This is a genomic window from Coleofasciculus sp. A1-SPW-01, assembly GCF_040217205.1.
Lineage (GTDB): Bacteria > Cyanobacteriota > Cyanobacteriia > Cyanobacteriales > Coleofasciculaceae > Coleofasciculus > Coleofasciculus chthonoplastes_A.
On sequence record NZ_JAVJNP010000186.1, the window covers coordinates 14,410 to 36,875 of the forward strand.

The 22,466-nt window shown below is 46.6% G+C and carries 14 protein-coding genes; 10 read left to right on the forward strand and 4 right to left on the reverse strand.

The window, feature by feature from the left end; all coding sequences use genetic code 11:
• The first annotated feature begins 46 nt into the window (after positions 1-46).
• The 3 genes from cobN to RH949_RS27425 all read left to right on the forward strand — a co-directional run bounded on the left by cobN (position 47) and on the right by RH949_RS27425 (position 6,584).
• Positions 47-4,087 carry a cobaltochelatase subunit CobN gene (cobN, locus tag RH949_RS27415; protein ID WP_446357608.1) on the forward strand — a complete coding sequence of 1,347 codons (4,041 nt, stop codon included), beginning with the start codon at positions 47-49 and terminating at the stop codon, positions 4,085-4,087.
• Positions 4,088-4,917: 830 nt separating this feature from the next.
• On the forward strand, positions 4,918-5,877 hold the full coding sequence (locus RH949_RS27420) for a GAF domain-containing protein (protein ID WP_446357610.1): 960 nt from the start codon (positions 4,918-4,920) through the stop codon (positions 5,875-5,877).
• Between the two features lie 419 nt (positions 5,878-6,296).
• Entirely contained in the window at positions 6,297-6,584 is a 288-nt protein-coding gene (locus tag RH949_RS27425) for a hypothetical protein (protein ID WP_006099827.1), read from the forward strand.
• Positions 6,585-6,679: 95 nt separating this feature from the next.
• Here RH949_RS27425 and RH949_RS27430 read toward each other — a convergent pair whose 3' ends face one another.
• A complete protein-coding gene (locus RH949_RS27430) occupies positions 6,680-8,311 on the reverse strand; it encodes a histidine kinase dimerization/phosphoacceptor domain -containing protein (RefSeq protein WP_006099637.1) in 1,632 nt (543 codons plus the stop codon).
• A 456-nt stretch (positions 8,312-8,767) separates the two neighbouring features.
• Between RH949_RS27430 and mgtE the strand changes: the two genes are divergently transcribed.
• The 4 genes from mgtE to RH949_RS27450 all read left to right on the forward strand — a co-directional run bounded on the left by mgtE (position 8,768) and on the right by RH949_RS27450 (position 13,965).
• The gene (mgtE, locus tag RH949_RS27435; RefSeq protein WP_446357613.1) at positions 8,768-10,168 is read left to right on the forward strand and encodes a magnesium transporter; all 1,401 of its coding nucleotides are present in this window, start codon (positions 8,768-8,770) and stop codon (positions 10,166-10,168) included.
• Between the two features lie 970 nt (positions 10,169-11,138).
• On the forward strand, positions 11,139-12,071 hold the full coding sequence (locus RH949_RS27440; protein WP_446357626.1) for a WD40 repeat domain-containing protein: 933 nt from the start codon (positions 11,139-11,141) through the stop codon (positions 12,069-12,071).
• Positions 12,072-12,405: 334 nt separating this feature from the next.
• The gene (locus tag RH949_RS27445; protein ID WP_006099628.1) at positions 12,406-12,987 is read left to right on the forward strand and encodes a hypothetical protein; all 582 of its coding nucleotides are present in this window, start codon (positions 12,406-12,408) and stop codon (positions 12,985-12,987) included.
• Between the two features lie 420 nt (positions 12,988-13,407).
• Positions 13,408-13,965, forward strand: coding sequence for a hypothetical protein (locus RH949_RS27450; RefSeq protein ID WP_006099715.1), 558 nt, complete (start codon positions 13,408-13,410; stop codon positions 13,963-13,965).
• 50 nt (positions 13,966-14,015) lie between these two features.
• Here the strand turns inward: RH949_RS27450 and RH949_RS27455 are convergent, their stop codons facing one another.
• From RH949_RS27455 to gcvH, 3 genes are all read right to left on the reverse strand, one after another.
• Positions 14,016-15,404, reverse strand: a complete 1,389-nt coding sequence (locus tag RH949_RS27455; protein ID WP_446357628.1) for a GTP-binding protein — start codon at positions 15,402-15,404, stop codon at positions 14,016-14,018.
• 139 nt (positions 15,405-15,543) lie between these two features.
• The gene (gene gcvP, locus RH949_RS27460) at positions 15,544-18,522 is read right to left on the reverse strand and encodes an aminomethyl-transferring glycine dehydrogenase (RefSeq protein WP_446357616.1); all 2,979 of its coding nucleotides are present in this window, start codon (positions 18,520-18,522) and stop codon (positions 15,544-15,546) included.
• Positions 18,523-18,738: 216 nt separating this feature from the next.
• Entirely contained in the window at positions 18,739-19,131 is a 393-nt protein-coding gene (gene gcvH / locus RH949_RS27465) for a glycine cleavage system protein GcvH (protein ID WP_006099823.1), read from the reverse strand.
• Between the two features lie 64 nt (positions 19,132-19,195).
• Between gcvH and RH949_RS27470 the strand changes: the two genes are divergently transcribed.
• The 3 genes from RH949_RS27470 to RH949_RS27480 all read left to right on the forward strand — a co-directional run bounded on the left by RH949_RS27470 (position 19,196) and on the right by RH949_RS27480 (position 22,070).
• Positions 19,196-20,032 (forward strand): alpha/beta hydrolase, encoded by an 837-nt coding sequence (locus RH949_RS27470; RefSeq protein WP_446357618.1) that lies wholly within the window; start codon positions 19,196-19,198, stop codon positions 20,030-20,032.
• Between the two features lie 117 nt (positions 20,033-20,149).
• Positions 20,150-21,133: a quinolinate synthase NadA gene (nadA, locus tag RH949_RS27475; protein ID WP_446357620.1), complete on the forward strand. Its 984-nt coding sequence runs from the start codon at positions 20,150-20,152 to the stop codon at positions 21,131-21,133.
• Between the two features lie 325 nt (positions 21,134-21,458).
• A complete protein-coding gene (locus tag RH949_RS27480) occupies positions 21,459-22,070 on the forward strand; it encodes a cation diffusion facilitator family transporter (RefSeq protein WP_446357622.1) in 612 nt (203 codons plus the stop codon).
• Positions 22,071-22,466 lie beyond the last annotated feature (396 nt).

Sequence of the window (22,466 nt, forward strand, 5' to 3'; positions counted from 1 at the left end):
AGCTAGATGAATACGCCTAAAATATCACAGTACCTTTAAAAAGACTATGCATCGGATTGCTGCGACACCGGGAGGATGGAACCCACAAGCTGAAGGGGTCATTTTTATTGAACAAACACCTGCTCCGATCATTGTGATCACAGCCGCCGACACCGATATTCAAACATTGGCGGCGTCAATGGCTCATTTACCCCCAGATTTCCCGGCGATTCGAGCCGTTAACCTCCTCCAATTGCAGCAGGAATTAACGATTGACACCTACACCGAACAGGTGTTAAATCAGGCAGACGTTATTATTATTCGGCTTTTGGGTGGATCTGCCTACTGGTCTTATGGATTGGAAGTGGTGCAGACAACTGTAGAACAAACAGGGGCAAACTTAATCCTATTGCCAGGAGATGATCGTCCCGATCCCAATTTAGTTAGTCATTCTACCATTTCCTTAACTGCTGTTCACCAGCTATGGCGTTATTTTATTGAAGGGGGTGTGGAGAATTGTACCAACGCCCTGAAATTTGTTGCTGATTTGTGCTTAGGAGGAAGCTATGAGCCTCTACCTCCTAAACCTGTACCGCGTGTGGGGATTTATGGATGGGGAGACGGAACGAATGAAGCGCTTACTACAAACTCTAACGTGGGGATTCTGTTTTATCGCGCTCATTATTTAGCGGGAAATACATCACCCATTGATGCACTTTGTCAAGGGTTAGTTGAACAACAGTTGCATCCTGTGCCAGTATTTGTCTCGTCGTTACGTGATCCGGAGGTACAGGCGGAAGTATTATCCTATTTCCAACCCAAAGATGATGCGGAAATTGAGGTTTTACTGAATACGACAAGTTTCTCAGTTGCTAAATTAACAGATCATGAAAAACCTGGGTTGGAGTTATGGCAACATTTGGATGTACCTGTACTGCAAGTCATTTTTAGTGGTGGTACAAAAGAACAATGGCAGGAACAGTTTCAGGGATTAACCCCAAGAGATACAGCAATGAATGTTGCCTTGCCAGAAGTGGATGGACGCATTATTACTCGTGCGGTTTCATTCAAGGCGGTGCAAACCTGGAACCCTCTGCTGGAAACGGATGTGGTGGTGTATGAATCGGTACGCGATCGCATTAATTTTGTCACTCAGTTAGCCGCGAATTGGGTAAAATTACGCCAAACCCCGCCAGCAGAACGGCGTATTGCCCTAATCTTAGCTAATTATCCTAACCGAGATGGACGCCTCGCCAATGGTGTGGGGCTTGATACACCTGCAAGCTGTGTGGAACTTCTCAAGGCGTTGCAAGCGGCGGGGTATCAGGTAGAGGATTGTCCAGAAACAGGGGATGAACTCATTCAACGCTTAACCACGGGGGTAACAAATGATCCCGAAGGATGGGAATTACGTCCGGTTCAACAGGGGTTATCTAGGCAAGATTATCAAGATTATTTTGATACGTTACCTTTAGCAGTACAGCAAGGCATCTGTAACCGTTGGCATAAAGAAAGTGAAGGATCAATATTCAGTCAGGGCAGGTTCTGCACAAATGTTACTATTAATAGCGACAAGGAAGTTCCTAAACCCGCCCATACACATTCAACATTCAACATTCAACACTCAACAATTCCCATTCCGGGAATCCAACTGGGTAATATTTTTGTTGGGATTCAACCGTCGCGGGGTTATGATAGTGACCCAAGTTTAAATTATCACGCGCCGGATTTAGAACCAACACCCACTTATTTAGCCTTTTATTATTGGCTGCGACAAAAATTTGGGGCGCAGGCGATGGTACATGTGGGAAAACATGGAAATTTGGAATGGTTACCGGGAAAAAGTTTGGCACTCTCTGAAACCTGTTATCCCGAAGTCGCTTTAGGGACAATGCCCCATTTATACCCCTTCATTGTCAATGATCCGGGGGAAGGCTCGCAAGCCAAACGGCGATCGCAGGCTGTGATTATTGACCATCTGACGCCACCGATGACTCGCGCTGAACTCTATGGTTCTTTGCAACAGCTAGAAGGGTTAGTGGATGAATATTACGAAGCGCAAAGCTTAGATCCCTCTCGCTTACCGACTATCCGCGATCGCATTACTCAATTGATTATCCAAGAAAACCTGCACCACGATTTGGGATTTGAGGATGGGGAAACCTGTAGAGACGTGCCATGGCGCGTCTTGAACACAGAAACGGTAGGGGCGGGTTTTACCGATAACATTATGTCGATGTCGGATAGCTTGACTAAACCCGCCCTTCTAGGGGAAGCAGGAAAAGCGAATCTTTTAACTCAAATCGATAGCTACCTGTGTGAATTAAAAGAAGCTCAAATTCGAGATGGGTTGCATATTTTGGGACAGTGTCCCCAGGGACGACTATTGCGAGACTTAACTGTGGCAATTGCCCGTCATCCGGGAAGGGGGCGCTTGGGGTTAACTCGTGCGATCGCGCAAGATTGGGGATGGGACTTTGATCCACTGACTCCAGAAGGTGACAGTAAGAGACAAGCGATCGCGCAATTGGAAGCCCAAGCGTCTCAATGGGTGGAATCCCTGATATCAAAGGCAGAAGGAAAGTCAACACTTAGTCAGGGCGGGTTTTGTACAAAGGTTACTCTCAATAGCGACAAGACTGTTCCTAAACCCGCCCCTACAGACGCGCCATGGCACGTCTCTACATTTAATTCCCGAATCGGACAACAAACGCAACAGGAATTAGACTGGATTCGCGATCGCCTTTTACCCGCCTTAACCCAAACCTGCCAAGAAATCACTCATTTATTGCAGGGATTAGACGGGCGCTATGTCGAGAGTGGGGCGGCGGGTGCGCCAACGAGAGGACGCCCGGAGGTATTACCCACAGGTCGCAATTTTTACTCCGTTGATATCCGTGCGATTCCTACCGAAACGGCGTGGGATGTGGGACGTAAGGCGGCGGAAGCGGTGATTGAACGCTATACCCAGGATAATGGCGAGTATCCAAAAACACTGGCATTATCTGTATGGGGAACGTCAGCCATGAGAACTGGAGGCGATGATCTGGCACAAGCGCTGGCGTTGTTGGGTGTGCAACCGATTTGGGATCGCCCGTCACGTCGGGTGGTGGATTTTGAAATTCTGCCCCTGTCGGTGTTAGGGCGTCCGCGTGTGGATGTGACGCTGCGGATATCGGGCTTTTTTCGCGATGCGTTTCCCAATTTAATTGATTTATTTTACAATGCTGTGGTCGCTGTTGCCGCTTTGAATGAAGCCCCGGCGGATAATCCCTTGGCGGCGCAGGTGAAACAGGAGACAGCGTTCTGGTGTGAAGCGGGATTGAGTGAACAAGAGGCACAGATGCGATCGCACTATCGGGTGTTTGGCTCGAAACCGGGAGCCTATGGCGCGGGGTTACAGGGATTGATTGAGGCGCAAAATTGGCGTGATGAACAGGATTTGGCGCGGGCGTATATGAATTGGAGTAGTTATGCCTACTGTGGTACATCTTCTCCAAATCAGGAGGGAATTGCAGCACCAGAAGCCTTTGAACAACGGCTGAAACAATTGCAAGTCGTGCTACATAATCAGGATAATCGAGAACATGATCTACTCGATTCTGATGATTATTACCAGTTTCAAGGGGGATTAACCGCTTCGGTGCGGGCGCTGACAGGTAAGAATCCGCAAACCTATTTTGGTGATAATTCGATTCCCGAAAATCCCAGAGTGCGACGGCTACAGGAGGAAATTGCCCGCGTTTATCGTTCTCGTGTGGTGAATCCCAAATGGATTGCAGGGGTAATGCGCCACGGATATAAAGGGGCGTTTGAAATGGCGGCGACGGTGGATTATTTGTTTGCTTATGATGCGACAGCCAATTGTGTGGCAGATTATATGTATCAAGGGGTGACGGAGGCTTATTTGTTGGATGAAAAGGTACAAGAGTTTATCCAGCAAAAGAATCCCTGGGTGATGCGGGATATGGCAGAACGGTTACTGGAGGCGCATCAGCGATCGCTGTGGCAATCGGCTCAACCTGAGATACTGGAGAAATTAAGAGCGATCGCTTTGCAAGCAGAAGGGGTGATTGAAGCGGTGAGTGATCCTAACTTGAGCGACTGACTTTTGACGGATGATGGGACAATAAGCTAATTTTATAACCTACTTTCCTTTATCGAGGATTAGCTGATGTGACAGTTCAAGGGGTGGAATGCAAATTGAAAACAGTCCCGCTTGATTTGGTTAGGATGTATCCAGGATTAGAAAACTCAATTACTAAGGCGTTGCTGAATGGACTGAATAACAGCAGCGTTTTTTGTTTCATAAATTCCAGAAACAGGCTCATACGTTATTTTTTCTGCTCAATCGGGTGTGACAGTTAAAGGGGTGGAACAGTGACTGCAAACAGTTTCTGATCAGTTAGCTACCATTTGTATAGATAGGATTAGAAAACTCAATGCTGGGGCGTTGCTGAATGGACTGAATAAACAGCAGCGTCTTTTTTTGTATTGTTTTTTTGTATCTAATACTACAGAATTATAGCAAAAAATTTGTATGCGTAGCCATTATAGCAATCGCCATAGCGGTTAGGACGCATCTTATGGTAGAGACGTTGCATGCAACGTCTCTACAACAGTTCATTTGTCCTAATCGATGTGTCTACTACTATAACTTCAGCGTTGCTGTTCAAGAGTGGGGCAAGTCATAGGCTTTCCTTGACATGCTCTCTTGCTAGAAGCGTAAAGATTTTACACAAATCGTAGTAAAAAGAACAGACAGCGTTTTAATCTAGGATCAGACCAACCGTTCAGATGGGTACCAGTCAGCTCCTCTGGTTAAATCGAAGTAACCGATAAACACAGTCGCTTACTTCGTTATGTCACGTATTTGTAAACCTACATGGAGGCGTGGCATTATTTTCCGATGATAATCTTAGATTGAACGGGAGAGGAATGCCACGAAGAACAATGATTCGGTCATTTAGTGTGCATCCCCAGTCTATTCTCAAAGTCAAACAAGCTTGGCGCAATAAGAGTCAGGGGCGCGATCGCGAACTGGCGGAAGCCCTGGGACTATCGTTAGATACCCTAAATCACTTTCTCAAGGGACAACCCGTTAAAGGACTAAACTTTGTCGAACTTTGTCAGGTCTTAGAATTGGACTGGCAGGATGTGGCTGGTTTAGATAGCCAGCAGAATCTAGTTTTTGACTCACCGATTGAAGTGGGTGAGTTCTTGGCTTACTCCTACAGCCATGGGGTGAGTGCTGTTGACCAAGCATTACAAACACTGGTGAGAACACTTTGCCAACTATTGGGTCGCCTCACCCGCAAAGTCGGGAATTTGCTGCGTGCGGATCGCACCAGTATTTTTTTATTGGATCGAGAACGACAAGAATTGGGTTCACTGATTGCTGAGGATGGAGACGGCGGTAGTCTGCTGATCGATATTCCGGCTAACAAAGGAATTGCTAGTCTCGCCGCCTTTTCCTTAAAAGTAATTAACATTCCCTTTGATGTCTATGATGATCCGCGCTCCGAGATGGCGCAGAAGACAGATCGCCGTACCGGATACCGCACCTATACCATTTTGGCTTGGCCCCTACTAAACGAGAAACAAGATCTTGTCGCAGTGGCGCAGTTAATCAATAAATTAAAGTCCAACTACCAACCGGAAGATGATCTAGTCAAGAAGATTGATCCTCGTGGTTTTACCGGAGATGATGAAGTCCTATTTGCCAAGTTTGCCCCTTCGATTCTCCAGATTTTAGAACGATGTCAATTTTGTTACCAACTTGCCCAAAAACTCCGAGAAACGACGGATATTCAACCCGGTAGTTTGCGAGAAATTGAATTGGTTGAGCAACTTCAGCGACAAGAACGACAGTTACAGAAGAATCTTCAACGGCTCTAGAGGGAGATGGGGGAGATGGGGAAGCTGGGTTAGAGAAGTGACAAAGAACGAATGACGAATGACCAAAAACTACGTCGGATAACGACACTGTCTTCCCCAAAAAAGTTACTCTAAGTCGTTGGATACAATTAAACTTGAGCTTGATGAGGTACAGTCTCTAAGCAAGATCCCCGACTTCGTAGGAGTTGTCGAGGATCTGTCTGTGTAGTTTTAATTAACTAAAGTCAGAAATTTATAAAAGCCGTTGGCATCATTATCGATTCTTTAATTTGTCGGTAAAATCGAGTTAATTATAACTCAAAGTCAATTTATTTAACATTTTTTAATAATCGGAATACCAAAAATAGAGTAATAGTCCTGAAAGCTGGATAAATCTGAGTAGTTAGTAATGTAGCTCTAGTGAATTTAATTCTCTGGGTATGAAATTTTCTCCCCTGATTCCGGCAAAAAAAATTCAGTTCAGTGCGGGATTATTATTGCTAGTTTTTTTCGGATCTGGATGTAATAATCAATTCGATGAATTAGCCACACAGACTTGTAGTGAGGCAGAATTAGCTGTTGCTGAAGCCCAGCAGCAATTTGATCAAGTTGAGGAGAAGTTAGCTAGCTCAAGTCAGTCAGATATTCAGACGGTTGATACATCGGTCTTGCAAGAGCTGCAAGAAACCCAAGAGTACGCTTTTGAGATTTGCGAACAAGGCGGATAGTCAAAAAGAAGGATGGGAAGGTCAGAGGGTAGGGGTATCGGGCGTCTAAGTATTTATGAATATTTTTTTATGGTGCAATCTTAACTATTTTCTGATTAAAATTCAATTTCAAAGACTGTATTATTAGCTTTCTTTATTTCCAGCTTGCCATTAAGCTGTGCCACTAAAGCGCGGACTAATTGCAACCCCAAGCTTTTGGGCGAATTAAAGTCGATCCATTCAATTGGTGTTGGCTTGTTATTACCCACGATCAATTTATTTTTTGGGTTCTCTTTTTTCTTTGAATAAATTTCAATCCATATATGACCTTTGTAATTGTTTGCTTTAAAGGCATGTTTTAAGGCATTAGAGATGAGTTCGTTAAGAATTAATCCGCAATAAATTGCGGTTGACAGATCAAGGTTTAAATCTTGATCGATATTAAGGTGTAGACGAATAGATTCGGGATGAATAGCATAGGTTTGAATCAAATGATAGGTAAGATTTTCAATATAATTGAGAAAGTTAATCCGCTGCAAGTGATCAAATTGATAGAGTTCCTCATGGATAAGAGCCATTGATTTGATTCGGTTCTGGCTGGCTTGGAAGAGGGCAAAAATATCAGGGTCATCAATTTGCTGTGATTGGAGATCAAGCAGGCTAGAGACAAGTTGTAGGTTATTTTTGACCCGATGGTGAATTTCTTGGAACAGTACTTCCTTTTGCTGTAAGGAAATCTTAAGCTGATTCTCGATGTATTTGCGATCGCTAATATCCATTGCCGCGCAGGTAATTCCCTCTATGTCTCCGATTGAGTTGCGTAAGGGTTCGACGGTCAAATCGTAGTATCGAAGTTCACCATTAATGGTGAGAGAGACTTCCTCTCGCATTCCTATCCCACTGGTCAATACACGCTGCTTGATGGATATTAACGGTTGTGCTTCTTGGGGGGCTAGGAGTTCGCTGTCGGTTTTTCCCAATATAGCATCCACGTCATCATCAGGAACCACATTGTAAGCCCAAGTGTAGCGTAACTCCTGATCTTGATTAAACACCACCAATGGTGCATGTTTCAGCACCGTGCGGAAGCGGGTTTCACTTTGCCGGAGTGCTTCTTCTACCTGGTGACGTTCTCTCAATTCACGTTGTAACTTAGCATACACTTGGGCTTGATGAATCGCGATCGCACAATGATCGGCAATGGCTTGGACAAACTCAATATCCTCTCGGTTCCATTCCCGTGCCTGATCACACTGGTGTAGACTAATTCCGCCAATATAGGAATTTTGGTAAAGCAACGGCACAATTAAAATAGCGCGAATTTCACATTCCTGCGCCGCCTCGATTAACACATCGGGAAAATTGGGAGTAATTTGCGGGACAACCACAAGCTCACCCTGGCTCAATTCCTGGTGGTGATACCGATAAAAATCACAGTAGACCCCCAAAATACTCTCCCGTTGGGCGGTCGCTTCAGAAACGTGATGCGCTCTCATTTGCGACTCATCATCCGGTCGAAAAATCAAACAGCGACTGACATTAAGTGTTTCATGGAGCTGATCGACCGTAGTTTGGAGAATATCTTCCAACACCAGTGTACCGCGCATCGCTTGCACAATTTGGTTGAGTAATGTCTGTCGGGAGACTTGGCGTCGCAGTTCGATGAGTTCCTGTTCTAATGCGGTAATATGGGTTGGGTGAGAAGAGTTTACCTGTAGGTGAGAGTTAGATGGCTGCTCGACGGACATGGTTCTCCTTAAGGGAAGGATATGACAGAAAAAATTTGATCCTAGTTCATCAAAGGAGGTTTTGGATAGGTATCAGCAGTTAGATGGTTTCGTCTCTGTCTCACGGTATATTAGTTCTACCCAAAGTGGTATGCTGAATAAATAGCTATCAAATCACTTCATTATTTCATCCGAAACAGAAAGTTTGTTTTAATCTTCATATCTCATTTCGTCGCGATCGCGTTTAGTTTTAGAGGGCAGTTTGCCGCGCATTCTTCATCCCTCAGTAAACACCTAGAGACCACTTGAAGTTAAACTGAAGACTTAAGAATCCGTGATCGACATCTGTGTCGGACATCGGCAGTGAGCGCTAGCTGAGGTAATTCATCAATGACCCTCGGATACTTCGAGGAGAACTCTCACCATTCAACTCTTGCAATCCGGCTCTAGCACAGTATAGAACTATCCAGGCTGATTATGTCTGAATTAAGAGAAAACAACATTCCCCTCCAGACGGGATCGCGCAGTGAATTGCGAGAGTTAGTTCGGACTCAACTGCAAATGCTGTTGGAACAAGAAAACTTTCAGGGCGCTAAACAGGTATTAGTTCCTGTACAACCGGTGGACATCGCCGACGCGATCGAAGGATTGCCCGACGCCCTACAGGTTATCGCGTTCCGCTTACTCTCGAAAGCTGAGGCGATCGAAGTTTACGAGTACCTTGACTCTAGTGTCCAACAATCGCTGATCGAGGAATTTAAACGCCAAGAGGTACTTGACATCGTGGACAAAATGTCTCCCGATGATCGAGTGCGATTATTTGATGAATTGCCCGCCAAAGTTGTTCGCCGTTTGCTCGCCCAACTGAGTCCCCAGGAACGCCAAGCCACTGCTCAACTCCTCGGTTATGAAGCCGATACCGCCGGGCGAATCATGACGCCGGAGTATATTTCCCTGAAAGAAAGCTTAACCTTGGGCGAAACTCTGGAACGGATTCGGAGTTTAGCCAGTACCACGGAGACGATTTATTACGTTTATGTCACTGATGCAGAACGACATCTGAGTGGAATCGTTTCATTGCGGGATTTAGTCGTGTCTCCACCGGAACAAACTCTAGGTGAAGTAATGAGTCGCGATGCCGTTTGTGTTCACACCGATACCGATCAAGAAGACGTGGCGCGGTTAATCCAACGTTACGACTTTCTGGCTGTACCTGTGGTTGATCGAGAACATCGTTTAGTGGGGATTGTCACCGTTGATGATGTGATCGATATTTTAGAACGAGAAACCACTGAAGATATCTATGCCTTAGGGGGTGGGGTACAATCTGGGCGCGATAATTACTTTCAAACCAACTTAATTACTGTTGCCCGCAAACGAGTGGTTTGGTTATTTGTGTTGTTACTGACAAACAGTGTGACTGCCACCATCATTAACTCTCAAGCAGACATCTTACAGAGAGTTGTGGCGCTGGCGGCATTTATTCCTCTGTTAACGGGTACAGGGGGAAATGTGGGCGCTCAATCGTCAACGGTGGTGATTCGTGGTTTAAACACTGACGAAATTCGAGATATGGGTTCATTGCAAGTGATCGGGCGTGAAGCTATGGCAGGAGCGCTACTGGGAACGATTTTAGGCTCAGTGGCAACGCTTTGGGCGTATCTGCTCAGAGATGATATCTTTGTTGCCGTTGCTGTGGGTATCAGTTTAGTCGCGATCGCGATTCTGGCATCGGTAGCGGGTTCGGCGTTACCGTTTCTGTTCCGTTCCCTGGGATTAGATCCGGCTTTGATGTCAGCCCCGTTTATTACGACGGCGGTTGATGTGTTGGGTGTGTTGATTTATTTTAATATTGCCAGAATGGTTCTTGGTCTTTAATTATAAGTAGGTGGACACAATTAGAGTTAACGGTTGAGATTGGGGAACAGGGAACACCTCGACTTACCTCGACTTCGCTCGGTAACACGCTCGGTGTGTCACAGGGAACAGGGAACAGTACAGAATGTCCTAACCTGTCAAGGTAGCTGCTATATTTGTCATTCGTCATTTGTTTATATCATTTGTCATTCGTCATACTCGCTCCCGAAAAGAAGCAAGCTACGTAATTTGTTTGTTCATAATTCATAATTCCAAGACTATAGATGAATTCTCATGACAGGGAATGCTAACTCACCGTCTGAAAATTGCCGAGTGTATCTTTGTTGCTGTCTCAATCATTGGCTGGGCTGTCGCGGCGGCGTCTGGTGAAATTATCTATGGGGCGGTTCCATTGTCAATTGCCCTGTTGCTCAATCTGATCAATCGCCTTCGGTTTGAGCAACAAAGCCGAAATCGGTTAACGGGAGCCATGGCGCAATTACATCGACAACTGTCCCAAGAGAGTCAATCGTTATACCAACAGCAACTTAAGCAAGCACTCGCCTCTCTACAAGCAAAACTCCCCGACTATCTGGCTCAAATTGAGAATCCCGCTTCGGAATTAGGGGCGATCAAAATTGCCCAACTTCAAGCTCGAATGGTTAGCGTGGAGCAATCGCTGCGGAATGTTGTGGATTATCTCAATAGTGCTTCATTGCCAAACCACATCGAGCAATTAGAAGCCGCGATCGCACAAATCACTGCCGATCTTGAGCAGCTACAATACCAAATCCCTTTTGCTACCAATCCAGAACAACCAACCCCTTGGCATACAGAGGCGGGGGGTGAACCATCCCTGTTTCCTGTCGCGTCTGAATCCGTTTCCCCTGTGAGGAGAGCTGGGGGAGCTGGGGAAGCTGGGGAAGCGGGGGAAGCTGGGGAAGCTGGGGACGTCTGTAGAGACGCGCCATGGCGCGTCTGGGAAGAAGATATGAGAGCGTATCCGAGTGCTTTTGTTCCTGAACCAATCCTACCCAATTGGGACTTCCGATTCACTCTGAAAGGACATCAGGATTGGGTTAGTGCTTTGGCAATAAGTTCAGATGGACAAATTCTTGCCAGTGGTAGTTTAGATAAAACCGTGAAGCTGTGGCATCTAGAGACGGGGGATCTGATTCACACATTTAGTGATCATCAACAGGGAGTCCTCTGTCTTAGCTTAAGCCCTGATGGTAAATGGCTGGCGAGTGGGGGATTTGATCAGACGATTAAGGTCTGGAAACTAGAGACTGGAGAATTATGCCATACGTTGACAGGTCATAACGGTTCGGTGCGATCGCTGGTGATTATGCCAGATAACCAAACTCTGATCAGTGGTAGCTTTGATCAAACCATTAAGCTATGGCACTTGGATCAGGGAAAATTTGTGCAGGATTTAGTTCAAGACGCCGGAAGATTATCCGCGATCGCCTTAAGTCCAGATGGCAAAACCCTTGCCAGTGGCGGCGGAGATGGCATTATTGATTTATGGCATGTTCAGCCGTTTGATCTAGACTTCAGTCTCACCGATAATCTGAGTTCAATCAACTCCCTTGCCTTAAGTCCCGATGGGCATCGGTTAGCTGCTGCCTGTACCGATGGTACTCTGAAGGTATGGCAACTCGATAGTGCTGAACGGGTAGAGAGTTGGCAATGTCCCTGTGCCCCCGCCATGTCGATTATTTTTAGCGATAACGGGCAAAGTGCGATCGCGGCTCATGCAGACGGTACGATTAAGATCTGGTGGCTAGGCATCGATGAACCGTTGCTTGTCTTGGACAATAACGATGCTGGTTCTGTGGTATCTGTGGCTCTCAGTCCAGATGGTCAGTGGTTAGCAGGAGGAAATCGGGATGGTACAGTTAAAGTTTGGCAGCAGTTATAGCGCTACGCGCCAGGGAAATAGGCAATAGGCAACACCTCGGACTTCGGCGTGAGCGCGGCTCGACTGAGCGCTCGCCGAACGTCCGAAGTCCTGTCGAAATTCAGGGTCAAGCGATTTTAATTTTTCTTTTATGTCCTAACCTTAATGCGTAGTGCTATATAAGATTTGTAGGGATGTGCCATGGCACGTCTTCAGGTTTGTGTAGGGGCGGGTTTTACTACTATCGTTTTTCACCTAACCATAAATGTAACTAAACCCGCCCTGACTATTACCGAATGGCTGTATTCATTCCCGTTCCCTATTCCCTATTCCCTGTTTCCTGTTCCCTTGACAAATGGCAAATGACAAAACAAACTGGCTTTTCATCGCTGAATCTGTTGCTATTGCCGCCTCATTTGTAGGAGCAATAGTAGCAGTTATATCTGAACAGATAATTTATGGATTAGCGCCTTTAGCGATTTCCCTGTTACTCAATCTAATTAACCGCCGTCGTGTTGTCCAACAGCTTCGGCGCAAGATCAACGATCGCACTCAAATTGACAATTTAAGCCGAGATATCCAAACCTTACGTGCAGATATCGCTCAACTGAAGCAACCTGACTCGAATCAGATGTCTAGAGAGGAACTGTCTGCTGTTGTCTCTACCGTTGAGGCAATTAATGAGAAGCAAAAGGCGTTACGAGGTTCTCTGGCTCCCCTACAATCAAAACTTGATGAATTGAATCAAAAATTCAGGCAGCGTCCTGAATTAGAACAGATTGAGACGTTAGCTGGGATTATCGTAGCTCTCAAACAGACCATCGATCAACTTCCCCAACCCGATCGCACCGCCGCTTCTGTCAACCCAGAGCGAGTGGAACAATTAGAACGTGCGATCGCGCAAATCCAACAGGAACTATCACAACTTCAGCCGTAAGCTGTCATACCAAATTCGGGTTAACTATTCCCCTTATAACCCAGTCCTTACCTTGCGAACTACTCTTCAGGAAGGCTTCGCATACATTCGTATAGCAGCGATTTCAATCGCCATGGCAAAAGGGGGTTCCTCTGGTATTTTACCCAAAAACGGCTCAGACAATTCGTAGACAGTCTAAATATAGGATAGCCGATTATTTATGTATTATAGCCATTTCCTGATAATTAATAGCGGAACACAATTTGCAACATTCGCGTCCATACTAACCACATCGAGCTGTTAATATTCAATAAGAATACGCCTCTGATCATTTTGCCAACTGTACAACCTCGTGCCAAAGCCAAAAACACAATCCCAGAGATTCCCCAAAGATGGAATCGCTCAGTTATGAATAAAAGACACCCTTCTCGCCTAACCACTATGTCACCTCTCTCCTTACTCTCCGACTCCCCGGTAAGTGTCTTGAGACTCTGGCGCTGGGGGACAGCACTTGCCACAGCCACATTTGCCAGTGGACTATTGATGACTCCCGCCGTTGACGCTCAATCCGCCGCACCGCAACCCATATTTGAGAACGTAAAACTGGGGCGACGATTTTCACCTGATCCGTTGATTATTCGGGGGATCAGTGGCGGTTCCGTTTCAACGCCAAATGTTTCGGGTCGTAGAGAAACACCAACTGGTTCTTGTATCGGATTTATTGATGAACAGCCTGATCATATCCTAGAGTTAACGTCTTTTTTCAACTATCTCAGCTTACAAGTGGAAAGCCCGGAGGATACTACTCTATTGGTGAGGGGTCCTGGTGGAAGTTGGTGTAATGATGATGCTGACGGCAAAAATCCTGGAATTTCGGGTCAGTGGTTAGCAGGGGAGTATAAAGTTTGGGTTGGCTCTTTTCAAGAAGATAAGTATCATCCTTACGTGATTCGGATTAGCGAAGTTCAACTGCTTAATCCGGGACCCTCTCGGCGTTGATGGGGTGAGGGGGAAGCGGGGGAAGCGGGGGGAGCAAGGGCGTGTTGAGATTAAGACGTACTTCCTAATTTCGCTGCCAATTCTCCTTTAATCCGATTGAGAATTGAAGTTTCATCTAATGATTCCAGAATGCGACTGACGACAGTTTTCGGGGCGTCTTCTCCCCAAGACGCACCATTGGCTAAATAAACTTTCGTCACTTGTCCAATTGCATAAGTGGAAACCCCCGCGACACCCGCCTGAGTCATAGCGACAGACAGATAAGGCGCTAAGGTAACTCCTCCAGTTGCAGGCGCAGAAAGTCCTAACAATCCCTTAATACTACTCAATCCCAATGTGGCTAAAACTTCGCTTGCACCAATTCCGCCCATACTCAGGGCAATTTTCTGCAGCAATCCCACCGCACCTTGCTGGGTCATGGAGATACCGTAGAGGCGAGATAATGCTAGAATCATCACTACATCTACAACCGTTGCCGTGAGTAGATCCAGAACCGTAACTGGATTGAGTGCGATCGCGACGGCTTTGGTCATCACCGCTTTCCAGATCACCTGATTGGCACTTTCTTCCCGAATCGCCATTTTCCGTTGCACCAGTTGTTCATTCACCTCACCCGCGTACATCATCGAATTTAGGGCGACTAAGGATTTACCTTCCCGGTGCAAAATTTCCAATATTTTCAGCTTTAATTCTTCTATCTGGGGAGTTCCCAGACGCCGTTGAATCGCCCGACTCCCATCAGCACGACGCACAGCTACTGCTTCTAACGGTGCAGCCGCCACCCGGACAATCTCAGCCGGAGATAACAACTGTTTGACCCGTTCATCACGAATTTTACGATAAATCGCCTCGCGATCGGCGTCGGGATATTGGTCTATTTTATTAAAGACGAGTAGCATTGGCTTCCCACTATCTCGTAATAGAGACAGAGCTTCATACTCGACTTTGGTGATATCCCCAGCGATAATAAATAGAATCAGATCTGCTTGTCTGGCAACCGTTACCGCTAATGCCTCGCGGGTTTCCCCATGGACTTCATCAATCCCTGGCGTATCAATAAACTGAATTTGGGACTCCCCAATACTGGGTAACGCTACGCGCAGGATTTCCTGATCCGTGTTTGCCAAGGTTTCTTGACTTAACTGCCAATTCGCCGTTTGAGCATTCCGAGTCACCCCATGCAGCGCCCCGGTTTCAAACACAGGTTGTCCTAATAACGCATTAAGGACAGAGGATTTACCCCGCCCAACCATACCAAACGCCGCGAGTTGCACACAACTGTGTTCTAGCTTGTCCAAGAGGTTAGCTAAATCCTCAATTTCTGATTCTAACCCCACTTGTTCTTGGCAGGTTAAGTCAAGATTGCTGACTAACTCACGCAAAGAGTCTTGGGCGCGTTTGTGGTGGAGTTCCCCCTGAACCGCGTCAACACTCCACATTGCCCAATCCCAGTCTTGGTTTGAATCAGGAGAATTGTTAGTCAAAATTATACCTCCATTGGGAACCAAGGGCTTGGGAACCAAGCCCCTACGCTGTGGCTCAATCACCTTATCCGTCAAACCCTCCCCTACAATCCAATTAATCCTCACTATACGCTTCCATCCCCACACAAGAACAAACCAGATTGCGATCGCCAAAGGCATTGTTAATCCGCCCTACTGCTGTCCAGAACTTGTGTTCCTTTGTCCAGGGTGCAGGATAAGCCGCTTGTTCGCGAGAATAGGGGCGATTCCATTCCCCAGCAATTAACACCTCTGCCGTATGGGGGGCATTTTTCAGCAGATTATTCTCCTGATCAACCTCCCCGGATTCAATCGCCTCAACCTCCTGGCGAATCCCAATCATCGCATCACAGAATCGATCCAACTCTTCCTTCGACTCGCTTTCTGTCGGTTCCACCATCATTGTTCCCGCCACGGGCCAAGATACTGTTGGCGCATGGAATCCATAATCCATTAGCCGCTTGGCAATATCATCCACCTCAATCCCGGCTGACTTTTTCAAGCCCCGCAAATCTAAAATACATTCATGCGCCACCAAACCCGATTTCCCTTGATACAGAATCGGATAATAAGGCGCTAAGCGATGGGCAATATAATTTGCATTCAAAATCGCCACCTTCGTCGCTTGGGTTAACCCATCTGCCCCCATTAACGCGATATACATCCAGGAAATCGGTAAAATACTGGCACTTCCCCAGGGGGCTGACGCCACAACGCCAACGGAGTCACTATTGGGTACTGATCCATAACCTTTCACAAACGACACATCTGGCAAAAACGGCACTAAATGAGACTGTACCCCAATCGGTCCCATCCCCGGACCCCCGCCTCCGTGAGGAATACAAAAGGTTTTGTGTAAATTTAAATGGCAAACATCTGCCCCATAGTCTCCAGGGCGGCATAATCCCACTTGGGCATTCATATTCGCCCCATCTAAATACACTTGTCCACCCTGGGCGTGAATCGTATCGCAAATTTCGCGAATGTCTTCCTCAAAAACGCCATGGGTAGACGGATATGTCACCATCAACGCGGCTAAATTCTGGCTGTGCTTTTCTGCCTTTGCCTTCAAATCATCTAAATCAATATTTCCTTGGTCATCACAGGTAACAGCAACCACCTTTAATCCTGCCATAACCGCACTGGCTGGATTGGTTCCATGGGCAGATTGGGGAATCAAGCAAATATGGCGATGTCCCTCACCCCGGTGTTCATGATACTGGCGAATCACCAGCAATCCTGTATATTCCCCTTGCGCCCCCGCATTAGGTTGTAAGGAAATCCCGGCAAATCCGGTAATTTCAGCCAACCACCTCTCAAGCTGCTGGAATAAAAGCTGATATCCTTGGGTTTGAGACAAGGGGGCGAAGGGATGAATCTGGCTAAATTCCGCCCAAGTAATTGGCATCATCTCGGCTGTGCCATTGAGTTTCATCGTACAGGAACCCAAGGGAATCATTGAAGTTGTCAGGGATAAATCCTTGGCTTGGAGACGATGAAGATAGCGCAATAACTCGGTTTCTGAATGATAACGGTGAAAAACCGACTCAGTAAGATAGCCACTGGTGCGGGCAAAAGGAGGTTCAAACCCGTCAACCTCTCGTTTCAGCAGGGCGTCTACAGGAAACGGTAGCGAATCAATACCCTCGACACCAACTGATCCAAAGATATCCAGGAGAGTCACCACATCCTGGAACGTTGTCACTTCATCCAGGGTAATCGCGATCGCACTTTCATCCAACACCCGCAGATTCATCCCCCTGGCTTGCGCCGCCTTGAGAATATCGCCGATTTCCTGGCTATCTAACTCAACCCGTACTGTATCAAAGAACGGTTGTGAACTAATGTTATAACCCAAACGTTCCAACCCGGCTGCCAATATCACCGTTAACCGATGCACCCGCTGGGCAATTTGCTTAAGCCCCTCTGGTCCATGATAAACCGCATACATACTAGCAATCACCGCCAGCAAGACTTGGGCGGTACAAATATTACTCGTGGCTTTATCCCGACGGATATGCTGTTCCCGGGTTTGTAAGGCAAGGCGCAAAGCGGGTTTGCCTTGGGCATCCTTAGACACACCCACAATTCGCCCCGGAATCTGGCGTTTATACGCCTCACGGGTGGCAAAATATGCCGCATGAGGTCCACCGTATCCCAGGGGAACACCAAAGCGTTGCGTCGTTCCCACGGCAATATCCGCACCGAATTCACCTGGGGGTGTAAGCAGGGTGAGACTCAAAGGATCAGCGGCAACTGTGACTAAACCGCCCGCCTCATGTACCTGGTTAACAAACTCCCGATAATCATAAATCGTGCCATCGGTAGCCGGATATTGTAGTAATGCCCCAAAAATTGGCGACTCCAAGTCAAACGTCTGATGATCCCCAACAATAATCTCAATTCCCAAGGGTTTGGCACGGGTTTGCACCACCTGAATCGTTTGCGGATGGCAATCCTGCGACACAAAAAAGGCATTGGCTTTGGTTCTGCACAAGCCATAACTCATACTCATCGCTTCCGCCGCTGCTGTTCCCTCATCCAGTAGTGACGAATTAGCGATATCCAAACCCGTTAACTCAATAATTAGGGTTTGAAAGTTCAGCAATGCCTCCAGGCGCCCTTGAGCAATTTCAGCTTGATAGGGGGTGTAGGCGGTATACCAGCCCGGATTTTCCAGAATATTCCGCTGAATCACGGGTGGGGTGATACAGTCGTGATACCCCATACCAATGAACGAGCGAAACACCTGATTTTTTGAGGCAATGTCCTGAAGGTGGGCAAGGGCAGCTTTTTCACTTTGGGCGGGGGGTAAGTTGAGGGGATGATTTAACCGAATGGTTGAGGGAACCGCGACATCAATCAATTCATCCAGGCTGGAGTAACCCAATGCCTCCAGCATTTGCGCTACGTCTTCAGCATTGACACCAATATGCCGTCTGGCAAAAGAATCAGTTGATAGGAGATGATCCGCCGCCGAAAGCGTCGGCTGAGAATCATGAGAGAAGCTATTGAGGGTTGTGTCTGGATTAACTGAGACATTTGAGTTCGCCATATCAAACCGATTCATTCAAGGTGTTTTGGTGCATCAAGCCGCTAGAGTCAGCGTGACTCCTTATTATTTTTTAACAAACCATTCATAATTGTGCTGTCATTCGTCATTTGTTAATTCGCTTCCCCCGCTTCCCCTGCTTCCCCTGCTTCCCCTGCTTCCCCTGCTTCCAGACGTAGCAAGCTACGTCTCTACATTGCTCCCCCTGCACCCTTCAGCTTACTCCTCGCCCTCAACCTGAGCCTGATATTCAGACGCCGACAACGTGTCTTCCAATTCATCGGAATCATTGACTCGCACTTTCAGAAACCACCCTTCACCGTAAGGATCTTCCGCAATCTGTTCAGGTGATTCTACGACAGCATCGTTGCGTTCAATCACCGTTCCCGTAACTGGCGCATACATATCCTCAACGGCTTTCACCGATTCAATCGTGCCAAAGGTTTCCCCTTTTTCCAAGGCACTATTCACATCAGGCAGTTCGATGAACACGATATCACCTAACTGATCGATGGCAAAGGCACTAATCCCAATCGTGGCAATTTCCCCATCGAGTCGTACATACTCGTGGCTGTCTAGATACTTTAAGTCTTCTGGATACTCTAAAGCCATTTCATGTCCTCAAGAAAGCAGCAAAGCTAAGTGTACAACTTCTGATCGCGCCATAATAAACGCTATGGATAAAGAAACTCTCAAACGACGGCTCTTAGGTGAGTTTAGCTGGAAACGACTGGTGCGATCGCTAATTTTTATCTACGTCTTCTTTGCCGTATACGTCTTCTTTATGGCAGATCGGATGATTTTCCTACCGCGCCCCTCCAGCTACCCAGACACCCCTGACATTCTCAAATTAACGACGGCTGATGATCTCCAGATTTCCGCCGTTTACTTGCCCAATCCGACAGCTACCTATACGATCCTCTATATTCACGGGAATGCTGAAGACATAGGTGAGATTCAGCCCCTGCTGCACCATCTGCACAGTCTCGGATTTAGCGTCTTTGCCTACGATTATCGCGGCTATGGCACCAGTCAGGGAAGTCCCTCTGAACAGAATGCCTATCGCGATAGTGACGCCGCCTTTACCTATTTAAAAGAGCAACTGGGAGTACCCCCCGAACAAATTATCGCTTATGGACGTTCTGTTGGCGGCGGTTCAGCCGTCGATTTAGCCACCCGTCACCCGTTGGCAGGTTTAATCCTCGAAAGCAGTTTCACCTCAGCCTTTCGCGTCGTGCTACCCATCCCGATTTTGCCTTTTGACAAATTTCCCAACCTAGACAAGATTAGCCAGGTAAACTGTCCCGTCTTAGTCATCCACGGTACTGCTGATGAAACGATTCCCCTCTCCCACGGAAAACGCCTATTTGCCGCCGCCCCTGAACCGAAACGCTCCTTCTGGGTAGAGGGTGCAAGTCATAATGATCTGTTCTGGGTGGCTGGAGAGCAATATGGGGAAGCATTACAGGAGTTTGCCCAGTTAGTCGCCAAAACGCAATCCCCCGACGAATGACATAAGACAAATGACATAAAACCAATTCGTCAAGAAAGAATGACATCACCCCTGCTATTTTTGGTAAAATTCACTATAATTAATTTGGAAGGTATATATTCCGGGTAATTTACAACATTGTTTACAACCGTACTGCCTCAAACGAAACAACCCTTTGGGTCAATCCCTGATGACCTATTTGACGCCATTGACACCCTCAAGCGGGAACTCAACGCCGTTATCCTTGCCCACTACTACCAAGACCCCGATATTCAAGATATTGCCGATTATATTGGCGATTCTTTAGGACTTTCCCGCCAAGCTGCTGATACAGATGCAGATGTTATTGTCTTCGCGGGTGTTCATTTCATGGCAGAAACTGCCAAAATTCTCAATCCCAACAAACTTGTTCTTCTACCCGATTTAGAGGCAGGTTGCTCTCTGGCTGATAGTTGTCCCCCGGATGCATTTGCCCAGTTTAAGGCAGAACACCCTGACCATTTGGTCATCTCTTATATCAATTGCTCCGCCGAAATTAAGGCGATGAGCGACATTATTTGCACCAGTTCCAACGCCATCGATATTGTCCAGCAAATTCCCCCGGATCAACCGATTATTTTTGCCCCAGATCGGAATTTAGGACGCTATGTGATGCAGCAGACAGGTCGTGATTTGCTCCTATGGCAAGGAAGCTGTATTGTTCACGAAACCTTCTCAGAAAAAAGAATAGTCCAGCTACAGATTGAACATCCTGACGCCGAGGTAATTGCTCATCCCGAATGCGAACCTCCAGTATTACGTCACGCCAGCTATATTGGCTCAACCACCGCGCTGTTGAAGTATTCGCAAACCAGTCCCCGTTCCAAGTTTATTGTGGCGACAGAACCGGGAATTATTCACCAAATGCAAAAGCAAATGCCCGATAAGCGCTTTATTCCAGCGCCTGCCACGAATAATTGTAACTGCAATGAATGTCCGTTCATGCGGTTAAATACGCTGGAAAAACTTTATCTAGCGATGAAGCAACGTCAGCCAGAAATTACCTTACCTGAACACATTCGGATTGCGGCGTTACAACCGATTCAGCGCATGTTAGACATGAGTGTCAAGGTTAAGGTTTAAGTGGGGAAGGGCGGGTTTTGTAGAAACATTATTGGTTTCTCGGTTAATTTTCGTTCTAAACCCGCCCCTACAGGGGATTTTATGCCACGATATCAGATTGATAGATTAACCTAAAACCGGACAACAAAACCCACTGGATTTTCCGGCGCGATCGCACGCCAAAGATGTAGGGGCGGGTTTAGGGTTAAAATGAGTTAACCAACCTCAAACGGCACAACGAAACCCGCCCTAATTACAACCTGGCGTACAATAAAAAAATGTTATTAATCATATCCTGTATTGAACCTATCGACTAACCCTACCACTCCTGCCGAGGTATTTCTTAATGAGCCAGCTTTATCGAAAAGGACTTTATTTAGAATATTTTACGGTTGGCTATAACATTCTTGAAGCCATTGTTTCTATTTTTTTAGGCGCGATTAATAATAGTATTGCATTAATTGGATTTGGACTCGATAGTATTGTTGAATCCTTATCAGGATGTATTTTAATTTGGCGTCTCAGCCAGCATCAAAGCCTAACACCGGAAGCTGAAGCCAAAATTGAGCGACAAGCTACCCAGTTTGTGGCAATTACATTTTTCTTAATGGCTGGGTATATTGGATTTGAATCCCTGAGAAAGTTAATTAACCAAGATGTTCCAGAGCCATCATTTATGGGTATACTTCTGGCTCTACTTTCATTGATGATTATGCCCCTGTTGGCATGGCAAAAAAATAAAGTTGGCAAACAACTCAATAGTAGGGCATTGATTGCTGATGCTAAAGAAACATTGGTGTGTTCCTTCCTTTCAGTGGCATTGTTTTTAGGGTTAGCGGGGAATTACTGGTTTGGCTTCTGGCAAGCTGATCCGTTTGCCGGATTTATTATCGTGTTTTATTTAATTAAAGAAGGCTGGGAGATTTGGGAAGAAGCTCACGAATCTGATGTTGACTGAATCACTATACCATGTCTCTAAATTCAATAAGTCACCATTTGTAGGGGCACGATAGTATCCATTGGTGTCAACTTAAGCCACAACCCCCTCACCCCCAGCCCCTCACCCCCAGCCCCTCTCCCACCCTGGGGAGAGGGGAGCAAGAAAGGTGTTATATTCCAGACATAGGCAGCTACATCTTTTATCATTAATCATTCCGGTTCCCCTTCTCCTATGCAACAAAAGCGAAGCATCCTCTGTCCTCCCCCCGTGCAAAAAAAGCGAAGCATCCTTAGTCCTCCCCCCTCTTGTAGCTCACAAGGGTAGGTTTTTTAAGATTGGGGTTGAGGTAAGACAAGGTAGACAGGTAGACCATCACTTCGACTTCGCTCAGCGACCGTAGACAAGGAAGAGTGA

Coding starts and splice junctions, on each gene's coding strand:
- RH949_RS27420 (WP_446357610.1), top strand. CDS start 4,918: ATGCCACGAAGAACAATGATTCGGTCATTTAGTGTGCATCCCCAGTCT.
- RH949_RS27450 (WP_006099715.1), top strand. CDS start 13,408: ATGTCACCTCTCTCCTTACTCTCCGACTCCCCGGTAAGTGTCTTGAGA.
- RH949_RS27430 (WP_006099637.1), bottom strand. CDS start 8,311: ATGTCCGTCGAGCAGCCATCTAACTCTCACCTACAGGTAAACTCTTCT.
- cobN (WP_446357608.1), top strand. CDS start 47: ATGCATCGGATTGCTGCGACACCGGGAGGATGGAACCCACAAGCTGAA.
- RH949_RS27425 (WP_006099827.1), top strand. CDS start 6,297: ATGAAATTTTCTCCCCTGATTCCGGCAAAAAAAATTCAGTTCAGTGCG.
- RH949_RS27440 (WP_446357626.1), top strand. CDS start 11,139: ATGAGAGCGTATCCGAGTGCTTTTGTTCCTGAACCAATCCTACCCAAT.
- RH949_RS27445 (WP_006099628.1), top strand. CDS start 12,406: ATGGCAAATGACAAAACAAACTGGCTTTTCATCGCTGAATCTGTTGCT.
- RH949_RS27455 (WP_446357628.1), bottom strand. CDS start 15,404: ATGTGGAGTGTTGACGCGGTTCAGGGGGAACTCCACCACAAACGCGCC.
- gcvH (WP_006099823.1), bottom strand. CDS start 19,131: ATGGCTTTAGAGTATCCAGAAGACTTAAAGTATCTAGACAGCCACGAG.
- RH949_RS27480 (WP_446357622.1), top strand. CDS start 21,459: ATGAGCCAGCTTTATCGAAAAGGACTTTATTTAGAATATTTTACGGTT.
- gcvP (WP_446357616.1), bottom strand. CDS start 18,522: ATGGCGAACTCAAATGTCTCAGTTAATCCAGACACAACCCTCAATAGC.
- mgtE (WP_446357613.1), top strand. CDS start 8,768: ATGTCTGAATTAAGAGAAAACAACATTCCCCTCCAGACGGGATCGCGC.
- RH949_RS27470 (WP_446357618.1), top strand. CDS start 19,196: ATGGATAAAGAAACTCTCAAACGACGGCTCTTAGGTGAGTTTAGCTGG.